18 protein-coding genes, 1 tRNA gene and 2 pseudogenes are annotated in these 20,146 nt (G+C 62.8%); 10 read left to right on the forward strand and 11 right to left on the reverse strand.

Annotated features, from left to right (window positions below; genetic code table 11):
- Nucleotides 1-26: 26 nt before the first annotated feature.
- The gene (locus tag BES08_RS14950) at nt 27-1,373 is read right to left on the reverse strand and encodes a malonyl-CoA decarboxylase domain-containing protein (RefSeq protein ID WP_069708784.1); all 1,347 of its coding nucleotides are present in this window, start codon (nt 1,371-1,373) and stop codon (nt 27-29) included.
- A 410-nt stretch (nt 1,374-1,783) separates the two neighbouring features.
- Between BES08_RS14950 and BES08_RS14955 the strand changes: the two genes are divergently transcribed.
- Both BES08_RS14955 and BES08_RS14960 read left to right on the forward strand, forming a co-directional pair.
- The gene (locus tag BES08_RS14955) at nt 1,784-3,151 is read left to right on the forward strand and encodes an acyltransferase family protein (protein ID WP_069708785.1); all 1,368 of its coding nucleotides are present in this window, start codon (nt 1,784-1,786) and stop codon (nt 3,149-3,151) included.
- Nucleotides 3,152-3,235: 84 nt separating this feature from the next.
- Nucleotides 3,236-4,057, forward strand: coding sequence for an IS5 family transposase (locus tag BES08_RS14960; RefSeq protein ID WP_069709282.1), 822 nt, complete (start codon nt 3,236-3,238; stop codon nt 4,055-4,057).
- Nucleotides 4,058-4,112: 55 nt separating this feature from the next.
- On the opposite strand, the gene BES08_RS14965 is transcribed toward BES08_RS14960, so the two are convergent.
- Nucleotides 4,113-4,397, reverse strand: coding sequence for a hypothetical protein (locus BES08_RS14965; protein WP_036528601.1), 285 nt, complete (start codon nt 4,395-4,397; stop codon nt 4,113-4,115).
- Nucleotides 4,398-4,502: 105 nt separating this feature from the next.
- Between BES08_RS14965 and BES08_RS14970 the strand changes: the two genes are divergently transcribed.
- The 7 genes and pseudogenes from BES08_RS14970 to BES08_RS14990 all read left to right on the forward strand — a co-directional run bounded on the left by BES08_RS14970 (nt 4,503) and on the right by BES08_RS14990 (nt 11,463).
- Nucleotides 4,503-5,879 carry an IS701 family transposase gene (locus BES08_RS14970; RefSeq protein WP_008833256.1) on the forward strand — a complete coding sequence of 459 codons (1,377 nt, stop codon included), beginning with the start codon at nt 4,503-4,505 and terminating at the stop codon, nt 5,877-5,879.
- Nucleotides 5,864-6,526: an SGNH hydrolase domain-containing protein gene (locus tag BES08_RS32945; protein WP_156799877.1), complete on the forward strand. Its 663-nt coding sequence runs from the start codon at nt 5,864-5,866 to the stop codon at nt 6,524-6,526. The genes BES08_RS14970 and BES08_RS32945 overlap by 16 nt, the downstream gene beginning before the upstream one ends.
- 290 nt (nt 6,527-6,816) lie before the next feature.
- Nucleotides 6,817-6,890: transfer RNA gene (locus tag BES08_RS14975), tRNA-Gly, on the forward strand.
- Nucleotides 6,891-7,102: 212 nt separating this feature from the next.
- A pseudogene (locus BES08_RS34035) lies at nt 7,103-7,336 on the forward strand (tyrosine-type recombinase/integrase); the annotation flags it as partial.
- A 182-nt stretch (nt 7,337-7,518) separates the two neighbouring features.
- Nucleotides 7,519-9,228 carry a thiamine pyrophosphate-dependent enzyme gene (locus BES08_RS14980; RefSeq protein ID WP_069708786.1) on the forward strand — a complete coding sequence of 570 codons (1,710 nt, stop codon included), beginning with the start codon at nt 7,519-7,521 and terminating at the stop codon, nt 9,226-9,228.
- Nucleotides 9,225-10,865 carry an FMN-binding glutamate synthase family protein gene (locus tag BES08_RS14985; protein WP_069708787.1) on the forward strand — a complete coding sequence of 547 codons (1,641 nt, stop codon included), beginning with the start codon at nt 9,225-9,227 and terminating at the stop codon, nt 10,863-10,865. Before BES08_RS14980 ends, BES08_RS14985 begins: the two co-directional genes overlap by 4 nt.
- A 295-nt stretch (nt 10,866-11,160) precedes the next feature.
- Complete coding sequence (locus BES08_RS14990) at nt 11,161-11,463, forward strand: hypothetical protein (protein WP_008828300.1); 303 nt, start codon at nt 11,161-11,163, stop codon at nt 11,461-11,463.
- Between the two features lie 23 nt (nt 11,464-11,486).
- On the opposite strand, the gene BES08_RS14995 is transcribed toward BES08_RS14990, so the two are convergent.
- The 5 genes from BES08_RS14995 to BES08_RS15015 form a co-directional block, all read right to left on the reverse strand.
- Nucleotides 11,487-11,804, reverse strand: coding sequence for a hypothetical protein (locus tag BES08_RS14995; RefSeq protein WP_037517656.1), 318 nt, complete (start codon nt 11,802-11,804; stop codon nt 11,487-11,489).
- A gap of 32 nt (nt 11,805-11,836) precedes the next feature.
- Nucleotides 11,837-12,310: a hypothetical protein gene (locus tag BES08_RS15000; RefSeq protein ID WP_008828302.1), complete on the reverse strand. Its 474-nt coding sequence runs from the start codon at nt 12,308-12,310 to the stop codon at nt 11,837-11,839.
- The gene (locus BES08_RS15005; protein ID WP_156799878.1) at nt 12,285-12,632 is read right to left on the reverse strand and encodes a hypothetical protein; all 348 of its coding nucleotides are present in this window, start codon (nt 12,630-12,632) and stop codon (nt 12,285-12,287) included. The genes BES08_RS15000 and BES08_RS15005 overlap by 26 nt, the downstream gene beginning before the upstream one ends.
- A gap of 147 nt (nt 12,633-12,779) precedes the next feature.
- Nucleotides 12,780-13,148 carry a hypothetical protein gene (locus BES08_RS15010; protein ID WP_197524393.1) on the reverse strand — a complete coding sequence of 123 codons (369 nt, stop codon included), beginning with the start codon at nt 13,146-13,148 and terminating at the stop codon, nt 12,780-12,782.
- 25 nt (nt 13,149-13,173) lie between these two features.
- Entirely contained in the window at nt 13,174-13,683 is a 510-nt protein-coding gene (locus BES08_RS15015; protein WP_008828305.1) for a helix-turn-helix domain-containing protein, read from the reverse strand.
- A 338-nt stretch (nt 13,684-14,021) separates the two neighbouring features.
- Between BES08_RS15015 and BES08_RS15020 the strand changes: the two are divergent.
- Nucleotides 14,022-14,431, forward strand: a pseudogene (locus tag BES08_RS15020) (transposase); the annotation flags it as partial.
- On the opposite strand, the gene BES08_RS15025 reads toward BES08_RS15020, so the two are convergent.
- The 4 genes from BES08_RS15025 to BES08_RS15040 all read right to left on the reverse strand — a co-directional run bounded on the left by BES08_RS15025 (nt 14,344) and on the right by BES08_RS15040 (nt 20,010).
- Entirely contained in the window at nt 14,344-15,102 is a 759-nt protein-coding gene (locus tag BES08_RS15025) for an SDR family NAD(P)-dependent oxidoreductase (protein ID WP_069708790.1), read from the reverse strand. The pseudogene BES08_RS15020 and the gene BES08_RS15025 overlap by 88 nt on opposite strands.
- Nucleotides 15,099-16,709 carry a GMC oxidoreductase gene (locus tag BES08_RS15030; protein WP_069708791.1) on the reverse strand — a complete coding sequence of 537 codons (1,611 nt, stop codon included), beginning with the start codon at nt 16,707-16,709 and terminating at the stop codon, nt 15,099-15,101. The genes BES08_RS15025 and BES08_RS15030 overlap by 4 nt, the downstream gene beginning before the upstream one ends.
- Entirely contained in the window at nt 16,706-18,757 is a 2,052-nt protein-coding gene (locus tag BES08_RS15035; RefSeq protein WP_069708792.1) for an acyltransferase family protein, read from the reverse strand. The genes BES08_RS15030 and BES08_RS15035 overlap by 4 nt, the downstream gene beginning before the upstream one ends.
- A 101-nt stretch (nt 18,758-18,858) precedes the next feature.
- Entirely contained in the window at nt 18,859-20,010 is a 1,152-nt protein-coding gene (locus tag BES08_RS15040) for a cell wall hydrolase (RefSeq protein WP_069709283.1), read from the reverse strand.
- Nucleotides 20,011-20,146 lie beyond the last annotated feature (136 nt).

The raw sequence follows: 20,146 nt of genomic DNA on the forward strand, positions 1-20,146 counted from the left end.
GCGGGGTGGGAGGGTGGACCTGCCGCTCAGGCCGCCACGGTCTCCTTGGCCTTCTTCCCACCCTTCTTCGGCCCGCCTTCCGGCTCCTCCAGAAGCGTTTGCACCGCCTTCGAGGTGACGACGGTGCCCAGTTCGGTCAGCGCAAAGAAGTTCGCCTCGATGTCTGCAAGATCGTAGAGGTAGTTCACCATGACGCCGTGCGCCTGCTTCTGCCCATTGGCGGAGAGGTCCGCATTGGCATGCACCGCCTCAAGCCGTGCGCCGTTGCCGAGGTGGAATCGCGCCACCGGATCGAGCGGCTGCCCGCTCTTCTTCGCCTCGACCAGATAGCGCGCCGCCAGCCGCCGCAATTCCTGCGCACCGGGGACCGGAGCATCGGCGTCCTGCTCCTTCGCCAACCACTTGGCAAAGCCCGGCACCGGCGAGAGCGTGGCGAACGTCTTGAGGTGCGGCAGTTCCTCCTTGAGCAGGCCCACAACACGCTTGATCAGGTGGTTGCCGAAGGGAATGCCCTTCAGCCCGACCTGGCAGTTGCTGATCGAATAGAAGATCGCGCAGTTCGCCTCGCGCGGGGCGATCGTCTCACGCTCCTCGGAGATGATCTCGTGGATGGAGCCGGGAATCTGCTGCGTCAGCGCGACTTCGACGAAGATCAGCGGATCGTCCTGCATCTGCGGGTGAAAGAAGCCGTAGCAGCGCCGGTCGACCGGCTCGACCCGGCGGCGAAGGTCGTCCCAGCCCTGGATCTGGTGGACCGCCTCGTAGCGGATGATGCGCTCCAGCAGTTGCGCGGAGCTGTCCCAGCCGATCCGCCGCAGTTCGAGAAATCCGGCATTGAACCAGGCCGTGAAGGCGTTCTCCAGATCACGGTCGAGCGCGGCCAGGCCCGAGGTGGAGGCCGAGCGCGGCACCGCCAGCAAATCTTCGCGCAAGTCGATCAGGCGCTGGGTGCCCTGCGGCGCCAGGTTGAGCTGGTTGATCAGCCGCCGGCTGGGCGACTTGCTGGCGACGTTGAGGGCGAGGGCGGAAGCCTCGTCCCGCTTGTCGTTCCATCTGGCGATGGCCTGGTCGATGGCCTTGGCGTCGGCCGGGTGGAGATCGTGCACCTTGCCGAGAAATTCCTGCCGCGCGGCAAGGTCGCTCGCTTCGTAGAGATCGAAGAACGCCGAGGCGAGCGCCGGGCCGGAAGCGCGCCCGCGCAGTGAAAGCAGGGCATCGGCAAGGTCGAGCAGGCTCTCCCCGCTCGCTGGCCGGGGGGCGACGCCGATGCCGCGCAGCAGCTTGCCCAGCCCCGAATTCATCAGCAGGTCGAGCGGGTTGCGCCGCCGCGCGGAAGCGGTTTCGGCGGGTGTGCGCGTCCGGGGCGTGTTCATGATGACCTCGTTCTCGTCAGCAGCTTTGAGATGTCAGGCTATCATCGCTGCACCTGCGAGAGAATACGTCGAAGCCGCGATGCGCGGCGTTCGGGACAGGAAGAATAGTCCGGATCGGCAGTTTTCCGTGCCTTGAACGGCAGAAGCCGCCCTGGCGATCGGTCGACGCGCACCAAAGTGTCACGGATGTCGGCGTTTGGGCTCCGGCAAACGCCTTCAGCCAGGAACCTTGGAATCTCGCGGGGCTGCAGGATCAAGCGGGATGGGCCGGAAGTACTGTTTCGACAGTTCTTTCGAGTTCGCCTTCGCATGCTGCGATGCAGCGCAATCGATGTTGACATCACCCAATTTGTTCGGCTTCCGTATTTCTACCTCATCTGTTTCCGCAAGATGAGGCAGGGGCAATTCGGATGACGCAGTTGAGACAAATCGAGAAATCCAACTTCATCAAGTTCCGGCCGGACATAGAAGGCATGCGCGCGATTGCGGTCTTGAGTGTGCTGCTTTTTCACATGGGCTTTTCCGCGATTCCGGGCGGGTTTGTTGGCGTAGATATTTTCTTTGTCATTTCCGGATTTTTGATAACCCAGGATATATACAACAGAAGTGTGACGGAAAAATTTAATTTAATGGAATTTTATTTACGGCGGGTGAGGCGAATATTTCCGTCTTTAATTGCTGTACTTATCGCATCGACCGTTGCGGCTGTTTTTATATTACTGCCGTCAGAGTTGGAAAATTTTTCTAAAAGTGCCCTGTCGGCGTCCATTTCCCTGTCAAATATTTATTTCTTTAAGAAAAATGACTATTTCAGCCCATCTGCGGAAGAGATGCCGCTGTTACACACATGGTCCCTGGGGGTTGAAGAGCAATTCTATATCTTCTGGCCGATGGTGATCGTTTTGTCGCTGAAGTTTTTCGGCAGGCATGGGGTCAAGGCTGTATTATCGGCCGTAATCATCATCAGTCTTATTTGTTCAGAGCTTCTTCTGAAGAGCAATCCCAGTTTCTCCTTCTACATGCTGCCCGCTCGTGCATGGGAGTTGGCGATCGGAGGCCTTCTTGGCCTTTCCGGCAATCTAGGTTTGCAAATTAAAAAGAGCGTAGCTGGCGTACTTGTATCCGCCGGAATATTGATTGTTGGCTATTCCATTTTCTTTTTTGAAAAGACCACGCCATTCCCGGGTTTGCATGCCCTGATCCCCTGCATTGGCGCGGCATTGATCATTTTCGGCGGGCAATTCGAAAACCTGGTTTCTTCATTTCTATGCAACGTCGTCATGAAATATATCGGGAGGATTTCTTATCCTCTTTACCTTGTTCACTGGCCCATCATCGTATTCTGGGGACTTGCCTCGACAACTGAAGTGTCGATGGCTGTGAAACTCGTCCAGATCGCCGTCATGTTTGGCGCCGCGCATGTGCTGTATGCGGGGGTGGAGCCTATTTTCCGCCGCATCTCGGCAACGCGCGCGCGCATGAAGGTGTGGGCACCGATGGCAGTGGCGCCGGTAATTGCGATGGGCCTGGTTTGCGCGTCGATGCTGTTCACCAATGGCTTGCAGGGGCGGCACCCGATGCCGGCCTGGGTGAGTCAGGCCGCAGCCGAGTCCAGTTCATTCCAGCGCGATCCTTGCCTCATGCGCGGCGCGGAACTTTCGACTTCTGCGCAATGCGTGATCGGCGATCCCACCCGGCAGCCCACTTTGGTGCTTTGGGGCGATTCTCATGCCACGCAGTTGATCCCGGCGTTTCGTGAGAGCCTGATCGGAAAATAAGTTGAGTGGTATCAGCAAGTTAGCTTGACGCTTTGGCCTGTCATTGATTCATGGGTTTCGCCAAAAACTACCATGGATTCAACGATGTGGACCGATACCACTCGCGCCCTTCATGCGCGAAGAGGGCTAGCTTTGCCAAGCGATTTGACGGATGCCGAGTGGGCGCTGCTGGAGCCATTGCTTCCACCTGCGTCTCGTGTCGGACGGCCCCGCAAATGGCCATTACGACGCATCGTCGAGGCAATTCTGTACCTACTGCGCGGAGGCCTGCCATGGCGGATGCTGCCGCCTTGCTTTCCGCCGGTGTCGAGCGTGCGGCATTGGTTCTACTTGTGGCGAGACAACGGGCTGTGGCTGACGATAAACCACACCTTGTTGATGATGGCCCGAGAAGCTGATGGGCGAGAGGCTTCTCCCAGCGCTGGCGTGATCGACAGCCAGTCGGTCAAGACGACCGAAAGCGGTGGCCTGTGCGGTTACGATGCAGCGAAGAAGATCAAAGGACGCAAACGGCACATCCTGACCGACACCGATGGAAATCTTGTCCATGCCGTTGTGCACGCCGCCGACATTCAGGACCGGGACGGGGCACCGCTGGTCCTTGGAGAAATCGTCAGGCGCTTCCCCTGGCTGCGTCACGTGTTTGCAGACGGCGGCTATGCCGGAAACAAGCTCAGGGAGGCCCTGCGCCGGATCGGAAAGTGGACCGTCGAAATCATCAAACGGTCCGATACTGCCAAGGGCTTCGAGGTCTTGCCGCGACGATGGGTCGTCGAAAGAACGCTCGCATGGCTGAGCCGCAACCGGCGTCTGGCAAAGGACTTCGAGGAAACCATCGCGTCCGCCACAGCTTGGCTCTTTATCGCATCCATCCAGCTATATGCTCGCCGCATCGCAAGGCCCTGATTGCCACGCCCGCAATTTTGAATCAGACACTGAGCTCGACTTTGTACGTTTTTGGTCAGGTCCAGGTCCAGAAGATGCTGTTTTCAGCAACGTGGTCGAGTGCTTGATCGAGGGGCAAGACGCATCCGCCCATATCATCGATATTTTCCCATTTTCGCTGGTGTGACCAGTAGCCGAGCCTGACTTCGTCACGCGTGCCGACAGGCTTGAGGCGGGCGATCGGTGCCTCGGTTGCCAGCAGATAGAGATGGTAAGCGCCTTTGTTCTCATACCATCCGACGCCGCCGCCGTTGGCCGCGTCGAACGTTTCGATGCGCAGAATGATTTCCTCGTCTTTCATGGTGCATCCATTGCCGCCGTCAGGTCACAGCATATCCGAGTCACCTCACCGCATGGCAACAGCCTAAGCGTTGCAACGTGCTTCAGTCAGGACTCGAAGCATGGGATGTTGGACCAGAACAAGGCCGTGATCGGCGATCCCGTCCCCCAGATCCTGCGCCAATGGCTGCAGGCATGGCGTCCCTGCTTTACGGCTCCCAGTTGGGAGCATGTACTTGTTCTTGTGATGGGGGGCGTGCTGGCCACGGGCAAACGGACCGTCACGTCTTGCCTGCGCGTGACCGGCCGGGGCGATGCTGCCAACTTTGCAACCTATCACCAGATCCTCAACCGCGCCCGCTGGAGCTCCCGTGCCGTTGCCAGGCGTTTACTGGGCATTGTGGTCGAACGGCTCGTGCCCGATGGTCCTGTGGTCATCGGTATGGACGACACCATTGAGCGGCGATGGGGGCGCCGGATCACCGCACGGGGTATCTACCGCGACCCGGTCCGCTCCAGTCACGGCCATTTCGTCAAAGCTAGCGGACTGCGCTGGCTCAGTTTTATGGTGCTCACCCCGGTGTCATGGACCCGCCTGATCAAAGCGCTGCCAGTCTTGACGTTGCTCGCTCCTTCGGAACGATCGAACCGTCAACGCGGCTGTCGTCATAAATTGCTGACGGACTGGGCGCGGCAGGGCGCGCTACAGCTGTCTCGCTGGCTGCCGGGTCGGCGGATCATCTTCATTGGCGACAGCAGCTTTGCTGTCCACGAACTGGCACATGCAATTGTCCGCCGGGCCACACTCATCAGCCGACTGCGGCTCGATGCCAACTTGTTTGCACAGCCTGCGGGGCGAACGGCACGCACGATGGGGCGCCCCGCACAGAAAGGGCGAGCATTACCAAAACTCAAGACCCTGCTCGCCAACCCGGCGACACGCTGGACCAGCATTCTCGTCTCTGCCTGGTATGGCCATGCGGGCGGCAAGACGCTCGAGATCACATCTGACATCGCCCTATGGTACAGGCCCGGCACCCCGGTCTTGCCGGTCCGCTGGGTCCTGGTTCGCGATCCTGACGGAAAGCGCGACCCGCAGGCCTTCTTCAGTACCGACATCACCCTCGAGCCCGCCGAGATGATCGCCCTCTACGTCCGCCGATGGCAGATCGAGGTCACCTTTGCAGAAACCCGCGCTCACCTTGGTGTCGAAACACAGCGCCAGTGGACCGACAAAGCCATAGCGCGAACCACGCCGGCGCTGCTGGGTCTCTACAGCCTAATATCGCTATGGGCCTGCGATCTGTTGACCATTAAAAGCACCCCTTATTCCGCCGCCTGGTATCGAAAAACCAACCTGACATTCAGTGACGCCATCGGAGCTGTCCGTCTCCAACTCTGGGTCGGCGACATTAATCAACACTCCCCGCCGCACCCAGAACCGAACTATATTCCCACAACCCGCCTAAAACGTATGGCTCAGGCACTATGCTTCGCTACCTGATCGTACAAAGTCGAGCTGAGATCGCGGATGCCAATGGCTATGCTGGCCTGATCATAACCAAGGCGGGGTGTGCGCCCATCCCCGATACGACGATGTTGCCGAATTCGGAGATGCGCCGCGATTGCCGGCAGTTCAACAGCGAGGCAATCGAACGGGTTGCGGCCATACCAAAGTTGAAGGGGCTTATCGTCGCAGGAAACTGGAGGACTTACCTTTCAGGCGGTGGACTGCTGACGGATGGTGATGAAGTCGCAAGTCCGGATGGCACCCAGCGCATCATGGCTGATCGATTTTCAAGAATGCGAGAGCAACTGCCGCCCGGCGGATATAAACTGATCCTGATGGGTATCGCTCCAACCGGCGAAAATAAAGCGTTTTCCTGTGCAAGCAGGGCTGCCTACCGCAATATGGATTTCAGGAATTGCAGCTCCGATCTTTATTCAGATACGCTGTTCTATCAGAAAGATCTTGAAGGGTTGGTGGATAAGAACTCCAAGATCGATCTTGTCGATTATCTTCCGGTAATGTGCCCTGATCAAAAGTATTGTGCGGTTTATAACGGACGAAATGCAAACTTTCTGGATGACAGCCATATTTCTGCGCATGCCGCAAAAAGTGTGGTTTCAACCATAGAACATCTTCTGTGATTGAATTTCGAAACAGATGGCGATGGAGGTCGTGATCGTACGGTCGATTGTGCGGTCGTCGCCACAGGACGCGTGACGCCACGCCTGCAGTTTCCCGAGCATCGAATCTTTATGTGAACCGGCATTGTCCGGGCGCAAGGCGGAACGACGATCGCATCGCATCGCTTCGCTTCGTAAAGGCGTCGCGGTGCCATGGATGTCGAAGATTGGAAAAGATACGTTGACGAGGCGGTCATCGTCGTGGCAAGCGGCGAGCGCATCAACGGTCTGTCCTTGGGCGGGCCGGTAATGCGGGTATAGCTTAGTGGTAAAGCTCCAGCCTTCCAAGCTGGCTATGCGGGTTCGATTCCCGCTACCCGCTCCATTTCCCCTTCAAAAATCACCCTGAAAATGGTATAAAATCCGCAGAAAACCTAGGGTTTTTGTGCCTTGGTTCGTCCGGGTTTGCGTACCCCCGTCCACCGGAATCCATGCCATTGTGGTGGTCTTTTGGGGTTTCGCGTTCTCGGGTCGATTGGACATACCCCCATACTGGGGGTGTCATCTCGCGAAAGGCGCGGCCCTTACAGACATTGCTATTCGACCGATGAAATGACGGCCCATGGTTTTCGAGCAACAGCATCCACGCTGCTGAACGAAAGCGGGAAATGGCACCCTGATGCGATCGAATGCGCGCTCGCCCACGGCGATAGCGATAGAGTTCGGGCTGCGTACCATCGCGGCGCTCACTGGAATGAACGCGTGGCTATGTCGCCGTGGTGGAGCGATAATCTCGATAGCCTCAGGAACGCATCTAACAGTAAAAGGTGAGGCAAACGGCGCGCTGCCTGGATTCCGCATCGTCTGGACCGGGCCAGGCCGGACCATCGAACAGACCATCTACGGCGGGCGCCGCGTGTCCGGAGTGCACGAAAGCCGAAGGCACTCGTTCGGAACAGGCTCAACCTTCGGGGCTTTCTCTTGTGGCTTCTGGCAACACACGAGAAATATTCATGGCGACTGTCGCGCAAGTTATCGTCGAAACCCTTGCGGCGGCGGGCGCATCCCGCTGCTACGGCGTGCCGGGCGATACGCTCAACCACGTGACCGATGCAATCCGAACCAGCGACATCCGATGGGTCCACGTGCGGCATGAGGAAGCGGGCGGTTTTGCGGCCGGAGCGGATGCGCTGCTGACCGGCGAACTGGCGCTGTGCGCGGGGTCGTGCGGCCCAGGCAGCCTCCATTTCATAAACGGCTTGTTTGAGTCCCATCGCAACCGTGCGCCGGTGGTGCTGATCGCAAGCCAGATCGTGCGCGACGAACTGGGTTTCGATTTTCCGCAGGAGGTGGATTTCCGCTCGGTCTACCAAAGCTGCTCGGTGTTCTGCGAGGAAATCCGCACGCCGGAGCAGGCCCGTCGCAAGACCGCGATGGCCGCACAGGCCGCGCTGGCCAAACGCGGGGTCGCAGTGCTGATCGTGCCTGCCGACATATCGAGCGCAAAGGCGCCCGAGGAGCCGCCCTTCGCAGTGCACCGTGCAAATCCGCTGGTGCGCCCCTCCAACCCGGAACTCGACCAGATCGCAAGCCTGCTGGGCAAGGGCAAGAAGATCGCCATCTACGGCGGCTCTGGCTGCGAGCAGGCGCACGACGAGGTGGTGGCTTTGGCGCACGCACTTCAGGCCCCGGTCGCGCATACCTCGCGCGCAAAGGACTTCCTCGAACACGACAATCCCTTCGATGTCGGTATGACCGGCATCTTTGGCGGAGACGCCGGTTACCACGCGCTGATGGCGTGCGACACGCTGCTGCTGCTCGGCTGCGATTTCGCCTGGCGCCAGTTCTATCCTGAAAAGGCGACGATCATCCAGGTCGATCTCGACGGCACCCATCTTGGCCGCCGGCATCCGGTAGACCTGGGCGTCGTCGGGGATGTTCAGGCTACCTTGAGTGCACTGCTGCCCCGTTTGCAGGCTCGTTCGGACCGTGCTTTCCTCGACGACTGCCTGGCGCACCGGGCGAAGACCGAGGAACGGCAGGGCAAGCACGCGCACATCGGCAAGGGTGGGGCGATCCATCCGCAATACCTGACCGAGACGATTTCCCGGTTGGCGCCCGACGATGCAATCTACACCGCAGACGGCGGTTCACCGATGGTGTGGTGCCTGCGTCACGTCACCTCAACTGGGCACAACCGCACCGTCATCAGCCTCAGCCATGGGACGATGGCCAACGCGATGCCGCAGGCCCTGGGCGCCAAGGCAGCGTACCCTGATCGAACGGTGATCTCGCTTTCAGGTGACGGAGGGCTCGCGATGATGCTGGGTGACCTGCTCACGGCGGTGCAGGAGAAGCTGCCTATCAAGGTCGCCGTGTTCAACAACAGCGCGCTCGATTTCGTGGAGATCGAGCAGAAGGTGGAGGGGTTGCTGGACACTTATACGGACCTGCTCAATCCCGACTTCGGCCGTGTTGCCGAAGCGGTCGGGTTCTGGGGGCGCCGAGTGGAAAAGGCGGAGGAACTGGAAGGCGCGGTGCGGGATTGGCTGGCGACGCCCGGACCCGCACTGCTGGACGTGGTGACCGACCGGTTCGAACTGGTAATGCCGCCAAAAGTCGAGGCCGGGCAGGTGGCGGGCATGGCGCTCTATTCTGCAAAGGCCTTGCTGGGCGGCCGGGGCCGCGATGTCGCGGGCCTGATCCGCAATTTGCTCCCATGAGCACCCGGCCCGGGCTGGTCGCCGCGTTGACCCGCGACCATGCGCTGTCGCGCAATCTCGTTCTGCTGGCGGCGCTGGCTGCAACGGTCGCCGTGCTTGTCGCGGGGCCGCGCCATCCGATGGCATTATGGCTGCTGCTAGCCAGCCTGCCTGTTCTGGTGATTTCGCTGGTGGACCTGTTCCAGACGAGGCATTCGCTGCGCCGGAACTACCCAGCGTCCGCACGCTTCCGCTGGTTCTTTGAATGGCTGCGGCCATTCCTGCGCGCCTATATCGTCGAGAGCGATCTCGACGGCCGGCCCTTTAGCCACGACGAGCGAGCGCTGGTCTACGCGCGCGCCAAGGGCGATGTCGCGGCCCACCCCTTCGGAACCGAACTCGACGTCTATTCCGACGAATATGAATGGCTGGCACACAGCATTGCGCCTTCGCGTGATGCCCCCAAGGAAACGCGCGTGCACGTCGGAAGCGCGCAGTGCTCGCAGCCGTATGATGCGGCACGGCTGAATATTTCGGCCATGAGCTTCGGCGCCTTGGGAGCGAACGCTATCGAGGCGCTGAACCTGGGCGCGAAGATAGGCGGATTCTATCACGACACCGGCGAGGGCGGCCTGTCACCTTATCACCTGAAGCACGGTGGCGACGTCGTTTGGGAGATCGGTTCGGGCTACTTCGGCTGCCGCGACAAGGAGGGCCGATTCGATCCCGGCCGCTTCGCCGAACGGGCCGCGAACGATGCCGTGAAGATGACCGAAATCAAGTTGAGCCAAGGCGCCAAGCCGGGGCATGGGGGCCTTCTGCCCGGCCCGAAGGTAACCCGCGAGATCGCCGGGACACGCGATGTGCCCGAGGGCGAGGATTGCCTTTCGCCGCCTTGGCATTCAGCGTTCTCCACGCCCGTCGAGCTGGTCGAATTTGCCGCCCGCATGCGCGAGTTGTCGGGCGGCAAGCCGGTGGGCATCAAGCTGTGCGTAGGTTACCCGCACGAGCTCTTTGCCGTGACGAAGGCTATGCTGGAGACGGGAATCCTTCTGGACTTCATCGTCATCGACGGTGCTGAAGGCGGAACCGGCGCAGCGCCGACGGAACTTTCCGATCGGGTAGGAATGCCGCTGCGAGAGGGATTGATCCTGGCGCGCAACGCGCTGGTGGGAGCGAATCTGAAAGGGCCCGTGAAGTTGGCAGCATCGGGCAAAGTAAGTTCCGGTGCGGGTATTGCCATGAATGCAGCGCTGGGTGCCGATTGGTGCAATGCCGCGCGTTCGTTCATGTTCTCGCTGGGCTGCGTGCAATCCATGCGCTGTCACACGGATACGTGCCCAACCGGTGTCGCCACGCAGTCACCGGCGCGTCAGCGGGCTCTGGTGATCCCGGAGAAAGCCGAGCGCGTCGCCCGTTTCCAACGGACGACGCTTGAAGCGCTTCACGACATCGTCGTTGCCTGCGGTCTACAGTCGCCCGATGAATTCACCCCGGACGGTCTGCGCCAGCGTATCAGTGCGGTGGAGATGCGTTCCGTTGATGAGCTCTATGCCTTCGTTGAACCCGGTGAACTGCTTTCCGGCGCTCGCGATCCTCGCACTGCGAAGTGGTGGGCGCAGGCAGATCCAACCTCTTTCAAGCGATGCGAAGTCTGACAATCGGCCACTTCGACCGTGCAATTCATCGCAATGCAGAAATGGCGGCAATCGAATCATCGGTCATTTGGCTGCTCACTGCGGAGGAAGCATGAATTGTGTTTAAATATGCAGGCTCCAGCCTGCCTTTACGACGACACGGGCTGCGGCGGAACAAATCTTGCAGCAAGGGCAGGTCGACTGTGGTTCATGCCCGAATGAGACTGCGGGAAGAGGTTGTTATTCCAGCACTTGCGTGTTCCCGGCTGGATGCCGGGGACCTTTGGGTCTATACTGCCCGTCAGGGAGCCAGGCCATGATGCGTTATGCCGAAAAGCCATTTCTCCAGTATCTCGACTCCTTCGTGCTGCGCGCGATCGGTGAACTGACCGAGCAGCAGGAACAGGCAATCCACCTCCTCTCCCCGACGTTTGTTCAGGCTGAAGGAACGCGGCCCTGGTTTGAAATCGTCGCTGAACGGATGAGCTTCAGCGAGGGCTACGTTTCCGAGATCGCTTCTGTCTGGGAGGCCAGCAGGCGATCCGCCAGTGAACAGGGGTTGGAGATCAGTCCGTTCGAGTTCACGAGGTTGTTCGTGGATGCGAACTTCCCCAGCTGATCTGGCGAGTGTCGGCTCAGGTCTCACCCTGACTCGATCGAGGTCATCAGTTTGAAGATATCCTTGTCCGGGTTCGCGCCAACGATCCGCCCGGCTTTCGAATGCGTGCAGACCAGAACGAACAGATCCACCTCATCGTCGATGGCTGATTTGAAGCGGTCCGTGATGTCGTCTATCGCGATCCGGGAATCGAAGATCATGAAATCTGGCGTTTCAGTCCAGACCGCGCTGCACGCGATTTTCGACACGACCTCGATGAGCGCGCGCCTGCGATCGATTTGCGAACGCCCCTGCCTTGGTTGGTCGGCGATACCGAACGCCGTCCAGTATGTGGTGCTCATGAATGTCTCAATGTCTTGGCCTGGCCGCGCCATCAATCGGCGGCGGGGCTGTTGCGCCTGGCAAGGGTCTCGAGCGCGGAAACGATCGATGTCGTTGTGACAGCTATCGGGGTACGGGCGCCGAGATGCATGAGCGATAGCCATGCGCTCACCATCTTGCTCCCTTTTTTCGTGATGACGAGAGGAGGTTGCGACCGGTCATCCTCTGCCTGAAAACAGACCAGTTCGTCCTTGAGCAAGGAGGAAACGTGCGTGATGGCCTTGCTCGATGAACAGGCCGCCGCAGCACAAACCTGTGCGACGGTCATTTCCCCCTTTCGAGCACTGCCCGCCCGGTAAAGGCCAAGGAGCATCAGCCAGGCGCATTCATCGATGTCGGGGGCAACCTTGCGGCGTGCGGCAATCCCGTCGAGATAGGATTGAACGTTGTCGATCTCGCACTCGATCTCGGCGTGATCTCCGAGGATATGCGCCAGTTCGTCAGTCAGCGTATGGAGGTTCAGCACGGCGCGCTCCCCGGGAGGAATGCCGAAGGTCGAGTATTGGACCCACGCACAGAACGATCAGTTGCGGGATACTCCACACCGCCGAGGCAGCCTTGAACAGCCGGGGCGTATTGGGAACGATTTCCCAGGCCAGGAACGAGATGACGCTGAGTGCTTGAAACGCGCATATCCACAAGGGCCAGTACCGGTCGGTCTTCGCCGCGAGATGCGCGAGGCCGATGAGCAGCACGAAGTCCACCATGACCGTGGAGTGCGCGAGGCTGATCTGGGTCTTGAACGTCGTTGCGCCGATATAGGTCGCCAGCGCAGCGACCACGAACATGAGGCATATCCTGCGCCCTTCCCACCCGCCCCACAGCAGTGCTGGCAGGCAGGACACGAACATGAGTATTCCGAAGACGAGATTCAGGAGCATGGCCTTGACTTCAACCTGCGACGTTCGACGTCAAGGCCATCACCCCTTTCCGGATTACACTCGGGCCGTCGCCGTCTCGGGGGTCTTCAGCAGCCCGCTCGGGCTATCGTCGCCGAAGCAACCCCAATCCGTCTCCCGGTGCTGCGATTCGCCCTTGATGAAGGCGAGCTTGCGATGCATCTGCACCATGTCCTTGCGGCCCTCCACCAGCTTGGCGAAACCGGCTGCAGCCGAATCCAGCGCACTTTGCAGATGGGCCGGCGGGACGCTGGATGCGGCATTGGTCTCCATGATGGTCGCGGCAAGGCGCGCGGCGTCGAAAAGGGCCGTGTCGACGCTCTTGAACATGCCAGAAATTTCCGTGGCGACCGCTCGTCCGCCTGCTTCCGAAAGACGCATATGTTTCTCCGATGCGTGAATCACGCTGAGGTTTGCCGTGAAGTGAAGCTCACCTGCCGAGCAGGCTGAGAATTCCGACCATCACCGTGACGATCGCGGCCAGGCCGACGACGGAGACAAGCGCAACCTGTCCCATCATCGCCATGCGCTGCGCCATCGTCAGGTCATGACGGGAGCCCCCGACCGGAGGAAGACTGAGGAGCCGCGAGAATTCCCATCGAGGGTGCGTTGCCCTCGCTTGGTCTTCTGCTCCGGCTCTCGTTTCTTCCGGACGAGTGCTCTGTGCCTCGGCATCCTCGTCGCTGTCGAGCGGTTGCGGCGCACTAGGTAGCCGCTCCCTACCCTTTGATGCGTCTAGGAAAATACGCGCCGCATCGGCCCGGCTGGAAACCCCCAGCTTGACCATCAGGTCGGCGACATGATTGTCGATGGTCTTGTAGGACAGCCCAAGGCTTGCGCCGATCTCCTTGGAAGACAGGTGCCGGGCAACCAGCGAGAGAACCTCGTACTGCCGGGCAGACAGCTTTTGCCGAAGCTCCCCTTCTGACCATTCCCGCATCTTGCAGCCCCTCGTGCCTCGCCCTTCGTTTCCACACACGGTTGGAGGCTGAAAAGCATCCTAGCACTGTTTGCAACCGGTAACCTCGCTTGATTGACGCAGTGCCAAAGTCGTTAGTTACCGATTCATCGCCCGGCGCGGGATGCAAGTCTGGCAAACCTGGCTCGGCGAGCAGGTGAAGATGACTGCCTCCGCGCCTTTGGCGCGGCCAAGCTCTGCCTTCGCAGGTTGCTCCGACCGCGCCAACTGCGGTGTATCGTCGGCAGAGCCGCTGGCCTGAGCCCGTGGATTTCCTCCAGATTTGAGTAGAGTCCGCCCCTTGAAGGAGTCGGGTGGATATGAAGCGGAGCAGGTTCAGCGAGGAACAGATCATCGCGGTATCGAAGGAGCAGGAGGCCGGAATGGCGACGGCGGACGTGTGCCGCCGCCATGGGGTCAGCTCCGCGACGTTTTACAAGTGGAAGGCCAAGTATGGCGGCCTGGAGGTTTCCGAAGCCCGACGGCTGCGTTCGCTGGAAGAAGAGAACTCTCGGCTGAAGCGTCTTCTGGCCGATGCGATGCTGGATAACGCCATGCTCAAGGAGATCACCGCAAAAAAGTTCTGAGGCCTGGTGCCAAGCGGAAGGCGGTGGCTCATCCCGTTCCCGCTACCTCTATGGCTCACGCAGCGCAGAGCATCCTCGGCGTCGGCGCTGGGCGCAGCATCAGGCGGTTGAATACTCGGCGCTTGAGCGATTGCGGCTCCAGGACCTCGTTGTTGCGCTCCCACAGGGTGCCGTTCAGCGAGGGATCGCTCGACAGCGCGAGTTCGGCGCCCCAGCGGGCTGCGTCGGCCGGGTGAATGCCGTCGGGCAGGCCCATCGCGGTGCGCAGGGCACCGGGGATCCAGTCGCTGATCACGATGTCCGGAAAGCGCCCCTCGAGGTCCGCGACCAGTGCGCGGGTGAAGATTCGTCCCGCGCCCTTGGAGACCGAGTAGGCGCCGCTCGCCGGGATCGGCGCGAGGTCGGCGAAGCTGGTAACGTTGACGATGCGGCCGGTGCCCCGGCTCACCATGTCCTCCAGCGCGAGGCGGCTGCAGGCGACCATGCCGCCCAGGTTGATCGCCATCGTGTGCATGAAGCTTTCGGGCGTCTCGTCGAGGAAATCGCGGCGGGGGTAGACGGCGGCGTTGTTGATGAGGATGGCGATCGGGCCGAGGCGGCGGATCGCGTCGAAGGCGCCGCGCAGGGCGTCGTAATCGGATACGTCGCAGGCTATGGGGTGGAACGCCCCGGCGGCGGCGCACAGCTTCGACGTGGCGGCAAGGTCGCTCTCGCTGCGGGCGAGGCCCGCGACAATGCAGCCGCGCGCGACGAGTTCCAGCGCCAGCGCGCGGCCAAGGCCCTGACCGGCCCCGGTGACGATGGCCAGCGTCATGACACGAGGCTCATGGCACGGTGTTCCAGGTCCGATGTTCCCGCAGCCTTGAGAATCGCATCGCCGACGCGCAGCGCGTTGGCGGCGATGGTCAGGCTGGGGTTGACCCCCATCGAGGTCGGCATGAACGAGGCGTCGGCCACCCACAGGTTGCGCATGCCGTGAACCCGGCAATCGGCATCGACAACGGACTTCGCGGGATCGGTCCCCATGCGCAGGCTGCCGCAGGGGTGGCCGAAGTTCAGCTCCGGCTGGTAAGTCAGGAACAGCGTGCGCCGCAGCCCCAGCGCAGTGCGGATCAGTTTGCGGAAGCGCTTGCGGCGCTGGTGCAGTTCGGGGCTGAAGCGGTAATCGATCAGGATGCCGCCGGGACGGTCAGGGTCGGTCGTGACGCGGTTCTCGGCATAAGGCCTGTCTTCCAGCAGGCCGACGAAGACCTTGGCCTGTCCCAGCAGTCGCGCCGCTACTTTGGCCGGGATGCGCGCCATCTGGTGAGTGCCCGGCAGGCGGCGCAGCGGGCTGCGGTCGATCTTGCCGCGCAGGTAACTGAGAATCTCGCCTTCGCCTGCATCCAGCCCCATCGCCTGCACCATGCCGAAGCGGTGCCCCTCGGCATAGTAGAGGTCGCGAAAACCGATGGACTTGGCGGCCTCGGCATAGCCCTCGCCGCGCCGGGGCCAGAGTGCGAACATCTCGTTGAGGTGGAACATCAGGTATCGCCCGACCTGGCCGCGCGCGTTCCCGCAGCCCTCGGCCCAGTCCGAGCGCGAGGCGAGCAGAATGCGCGGCGAGGACAGTGCGCCTGCGGCCAGCACCACGTGGGACGCAGTGAACTCCAGCGTCTCGCCATCGCGGCGGGCGACGACGCGGGTGACACGGATATCGTCACCGCGCAGTTCGGTAACCTCGCAGCGATCGGCTATGGCGGCGCGGCCGGTGGCGAGAGCGGGCTCGACCCCTGCAGAGCGGCCGTCCAGCTTGCAGGGGCGGGGGCACTTGCGGCCGAGGCACGAGCCGCAGCCGTCGAGGCCGCGCATCGCGCTGTGCAACTGGTAGGGGTGCAGGCCGGAGCGGCGCATGCCCTCCATCAGCCGGGCATCGCCCTCGCACATCGCGGGGCCTGCCGTGAGGTTGGGTGTCGGGTGGGGGGCGAGCGGGTCCGGCTGACCGCGCACCTCGAACAGGGCCTGCGCCGCGTCGAAGTAGGGGAGCATCGCAGAGAAGCTGACCGGCCAACCGTTAGTGGGGTGCGGGCGCTCGGCGCTGTGGTCGAGATCGTGCGGCTCGGGCCGTTCGAGCGTGGCGGCGTAGAAGACGGAAGAGCCGCCAACGGCGGCGCCTATCGCGGGATGGACGCGGTGTTCCTCTCCCTCGATGCGGGCGTGGATGGTCTCGGGCCACGATCCGCGCACGAGGCGGGCGACGGGATCGGTGATCTCGTCGCTTGCCATGTGGTTCTGCTCGGCGCGGTGTCCGGCGCGGCCCTTCTCTACGAACAGGACCGAAAGGCCGCGCTCGGCAAGGCGGCGGCCGATCGTACCCCCGCCGATGCCGGTGCCGATGACGATGACGTCCCAATGTTTTTCGGTGAGTTCGCCCGGGGTCACCGGCCTGCCGCCGCTATGGTTGTGGGGCCGGTGCCGAGGAGGAACGGCACGAACAGGTCGCGCAGGCGCACCGAGCCCTCGTAAGTCATGTGGTTGTTGTCGAAATAGAGCGAAGCGCCTTTTACCATGCCGCTGCAACTGCCGTGGCAGAGCCGTGGCCATGGGTCGATCAGGCGCACCTGCCGGTCGGCGACGAGCTGGTCGATCGGTGCTTCCGCCTGACGGTTGCGATCGCGCAGGGGGGCCATCTGCACGCTGGCGAGCGTGCGCGCCTGATCGGGGGTAAGCCGTCCGTAGGCGAGATCGCGGGCGACGCGGATGCTGTCGAACTGGGGCAGTTCGGGGACCTGGCGCATGAGGTAGACCTCGCGGCCCTCGCCGTTCAACTCCGCCACCGTGAGCTTGAGCGCGGCGCCGAACAAGGCGGCCTGTCCGTCCCCCTGCGGGAGGCCGGACCCGGCATCGGGGGAGAGGGTAATGAGGTTGTGAGCGTCGCGGCCCACGCCCCGGCCGTCGGCGTAGTAGGCCCAGCGGCCGACCAGCAGCAGGCGGCGGATGCCGGGATATTGCCGGATCGCCGCGCGGATGCGCCGGTTCTCCTCGGCGCAGAGGACGTCCTGATCGGGCGTCGATGCGCTCTCCTGCTTGGCGAGGCCGAACAGCGGCGGGCATCCGGCGCGCCAGATGATGATGCCGGGCCGCCCCGCCTCGCGCGCGGCCATGGCGAGGCCGTCCATCTGCGCGCGCAAGTGGCTGTCGCCCCAGATCAGCACCTCGGGCGGGCCGTCGGGGCCGATGGCGCATGTGCGGATACCGGCGAGCGGGCCGTTCTCTGGATGGCGGCAGCGGCTGGTGTCCTGCAGGAATCCGCTCGAGGCGGCGATGTAGACTTGCGTTTCGGGGGAGAAGCGGTCGGGCAGGCCGTTGGCGAGGAACGTCACCGCGCCGACCGCGAGGGTCGCGCCGGCGGCCACGGCTGCGCTGCCCAGCAGCACCGGCGAGGTGACGCGGCGGCTGCGGCGGAAGGGCTGCTCGACGAAGCGCCAGCTCAGCGCCGCGACGACGAAGACCAGCGCCAGCCATGCGGCGGTCTCCAGCGGTGAGGCATAGTGCCCGCGCCAGTACCGCGAGAGGATCAGCAGCGGCCAATGCCACAGATACAGCGAGTAGGAGATCAGCCCGACGAAGACCATCGCCGGGTGCGAGAGCACGGTGCCGGGGTTGCCTCTTGCATTGGTCGCTCCCGCCAGCAGCGCGGCGCTGCCCGCCACTGGAAGCAGGGCCTGCCAGCCGGGGAAGCCTGCGCTGTCGATCAGCAGGAAGGAGGCGGCGAGCAGCAGGAACCCGGCGCTTGCCAGCACGGCCTGCAGGCGCGGGGTCAGCGCCGCGCCGCGCAGCGCGATCGCCAGCAGCACGCCCGACAGCATTTCCCACGCGCGGAACGGGAAGAGGTAGAAGGTCATCACCGGATAGCCGGCGGTCATGGCCACGCAGGCCAGCAGCGAGCCTGCCCAGACCGCGATCAGCACGCCCAGGATCACCCTCGGCCCGACACGCGCGAGTGCGAGCACGGTCAGCAGCAGCGGCAGGAAGATGTAGAACTGCTCCTCCACCGAAAGCGACCAGGTGTGCAGCAGCACCCGGCTGTCGGCGCCGAAATCGAAGTAGCCCGCCTCGCGGTAGAACAGGACATTGGACATCCACAGGCTGGACGCGATCAGTTCCTTGCCGAAGTTGCGCAGCTCGTAGGGGAGCAGCACGAACCAGCCGATCACTGCGCTGGCGGCGCCCATCGCGAAGAAGGCGGGCGCCAGGCGGCGGATGCGGCGCAGGTAGAACTGGCCGAGGTCGATCCGGCCCGCATCCAGCAGCTCGAACCACAGCATCCCGCCGATCAGGAAGCCGGAGATCACGAAGAACACGTCGACGCCGACGAAACCCGCCTTCAGGCCCGGCACCGCGAAGTGGTAGAGCACGACGGCCAGCACCGCGATGGCGCGCAGTCCGTCTATTTCCCGGCGATAAGGTCCATGCTGGGCTGCCGACACGTTGCGATTTCTCCCTCGATGGAATGTCTAGGTTCCGGGCCGTCCCGGCGGAATTCGGCAAAGGTCGGTCGAACTTTTCGGAAGGGGGCATCCCCTGCGCATCAGATGCAATGCCCCGTGCCTTCAGGCGCGAAGCGGGTGCAGTCCCAGCGCAGGTTCTCGGGCGCGGTGGCGGTGCTGCGGCGCTCGAAGATGAAGGTAATCGCATCGACCGAACTGCCGGGCATCGGCAGAGCGCGGGGGGTGCGGGCGGCGTCGGTCCAGCCGATGAAGCGGCACTGGCTCACCCCGGCGCAGCGCTGCTCGGCCATAGCGCGGAAGCTGGCGGGGGTGCCGCCTGCGGGCAGGGTCACGAGGAAGACGTTCGGTGGCGGTGCAGCCAGGACGCTGCCGAGACCCGACCTCGGCGCGGCCGGCGGTGTCGGTGCCGCAAGGGGAGGCTGTCCGGTCGGGATAACCGGCAGGAACTGCAGCTGCGGCGCTTCCGAGCCGACCGTCGCGGCGCGATGGGCGTCGGAGATGCGGGCGAGCATCGCGATGTCCGGCTCGCTGCCGGTGTGGCGCATCTCGAAAACCTGCGTGCCGCGCCAGCGGTAGAACAGGTGGGTGCGCACGACCGCGATCTTGTCCATCGTGCGATCCCACGCCGGGCTCACCCAGTCGGTGTGGTAATGCGTGGCCAGGCCGACGGTCGGATCGACCTGGCCCAGCAGCATCTCGGTGGCGACGCGGCGGGACTGCTGCCAAGCCTCTGCGGAGGGCGTGCGGCGCAGCAGAGAGCCGTCGCAGGTGAAAGTGAACTGGCAGCCGGTGCGCCGCTCCGAGCCCTGGAAGACCACGCCGCAGACGCTGGCGGGAAAGGCGCGGTGGCGTACCCGGTTCAGCACGACCTGCGCGACCGCGCGCTGGTCGGCGATGCCGAGGCCCGCCTCGTAGTAGTCCGCAGCTGCGAGGCAGTCGGTCGCGCGTGCCAGATCCTCGGGCGCGGCGCGCAAGTAGAACGGCTGGGCCGCGATGATGACGCCCCCCGCCAGCGGCACGGCGGCGTTGAAGGTGCGCGCCAGTTGCGACTGCGCATCGGCCGGGGGCAGCGGAGCATCGTCCGGCGCGTCGAAGGCGCCGCGCACCACCGGCGGCGCGGTGAAGCGCGGCAGCGGACTGGCGACGGGGTGCTGGGCGGGAACGGTGGCGACGGCGACGAGGGCCAGACATGCACCGAGCCACGTCCTACCCTTGACCATGGCCCGGCGCATGACCGTCCTCCCACGCCCGGCCGACGGCTGCTCGCGGTTCCGATGCTTGCCCAACCATCTGGAACGAAAGGCGGCAAATGCCGACAAGACCGGTCTCCCGCAGTGAAACCGATTCATCCCACGGTGGGCACCCGGG

The organism is Novosphingobium resinovorum (assembly GCF_001742225.1).
GTDB lineage: Bacteria > Pseudomonadota > Alphaproteobacteria > Sphingomonadales > Sphingomonadaceae > Novosphingobium > Novosphingobium resinovorum_A.

Bases quoted from the DNA above. Each gene is read 5' to 3' on its own strand.
- BES08_RS14990 (WP_008828300.1), top strand. From the start codon at position 11,161: ATGATGCGTTATGCCGAAAAGCCATTTCTCCAGTATCTCGACTCCTTC.
- BES08_RS14985 (WP_069708787.1), top strand. From the start codon at position 9,225: ATGAGCACCCGGCCCGGGCTGGTCGCCGCGTTGACCCGCGACCATGCG.
- BES08_RS14995 (WP_037517656.1), bottom strand. From the start codon at position 11,804: ATGAGCACCACATACTGGACGGCGTTCGGTATCGCCGACCAACCAAGG.
- BES08_RS14955 (WP_069708785.1), top strand. From the start codon at position 1,784: ATGACGCAGTTGAGACAAATCGAGAAATCCAACTTCATCAAGTTCCGG.
- BES08_RS15015 (WP_008828305.1), bottom strand. From the start codon at position 13,683: ATGCGGGAATGGTCAGAAGGGGAGCTTCGGCAAAAGCTGTCTGCCCGG.
- BES08_RS14950 (WP_069708784.1), bottom strand. From the start codon at position 1,373: ATGAACACGCCCCGGACGCGCACACCCGCCGAAACCGCTTCCGCGCGG.
- BES08_RS14960 (WP_069709282.1), top strand. From the start codon at position 3,236: ATGTGGACCGATACCACTCGCGCCCTTCATGCGCGAAGAGGGCTAGCT.
- BES08_RS15025 (WP_069708790.1), bottom strand. From the start codon at position 15,102: ATGACGCTGGCCATCGTCACCGGGGCCGGTCAGGGCCTTGGCCGCGCG.
- BES08_RS32945 (WP_156799877.1), top strand. From the start codon at position 5,864: ATGCTTCGCTACCTGATCGTACAAAGTCGAGCTGAGATCGCGGATGCC.
- BES08_RS14970 (WP_008833256.1), top strand. From the start codon at position 4,503: ATGTTGGACCAGAACAAGGCCGTGATCGGCGATCCCGTCCCCCAGATC.
- BES08_RS15005 (WP_156799878.1), bottom strand. From the start codon at position 12,632: ATGTTCGTGGTCGCTGCGCTGGCGACCTATATCGGCGCAACGACGTTC.
- BES08_RS14980 (WP_069708786.1), top strand. From the start codon at position 7,519: ATGGCGACTGTCGCGCAAGTTATCGTCGAAACCCTTGCGGCGGCGGGC.
- BES08_RS14965 (WP_036528601.1), bottom strand. From the start codon at position 4,397: ATGAAAGACGAGGAAATCATTCTGCGCATCGAAACGTTCGACGCGGCC.
- BES08_RS15040 (WP_069709283.1), bottom strand. From the start codon at position 20,010: ATGCGCCGGGCCATGGTCAAGGGTAGGACGTGGCTCGGTGCATGTCTG.